The organism is Citrobacter sp. VF227, assembly GCF_052950715.1.
This window is the reverse complement of record NZ_JBRFVF010000273.1, coordinates 1-510: the sequence shown is the minus strand read 5'-3', so window position 1 is coordinate 510 and position 510 is coordinate 1. Positions and strand designations below refer to the sequence as shown.

Here is a 510-nt window from a genome sequence, read left to right as displayed (position 1 = left end):
ACGCGGTAGGCCGGCTACTTGCCGATGAGGAGTTGGCCTCCCGGATGGGCGATGCGGCACGTACCCGGTACGAGCGGCTGTTTTCCGGCGACGCGCTTGGCCAGGCGTATAGCGCGTTATATGAACGAGTGCTGCGGTGACCATTCCGGACGCATCGCCGTGTGTCATTTCGGTGGATTGACCGATGGTCCGGTCCGGTAAAATCGTTGGTCAGATCCACCACGGTGATTCATGCCCCTTTTGTTGCGATTGAGACGAGGTCTATGAAGGTACTCTTTGCCACTTATCCGATGGCATTCCATACGCCCGGCGGCGGAGAGGTCCAGCTGCTTGCGTACCGCAAGCATCTGCCTGCGCACGGCGTTGACGTGACGTTGATGAATACGTGGGAGCCGCGGTTTCTCGAACACGATGTCGTGCATTTCTTTTCGTGTATCAGCGGTTCCTATCACCTCTACCACTTCGTGAAGCGGCTCGGCTTACCGCTCGTTATCTCGGCCAGCCTGTGGA

The 510-nt window shown here is 58.2% G+C and carries 1 pseudogene; it reads left to right on the top strand.

Annotated elements, in window-relative coordinates:
• Positions 1-263: 263 nt before the first annotated feature.
• Positions 264-510, top strand: a pseudogene (locus ACU8YC_RS26285) (glycosyltransferase); the annotation flags it as partial.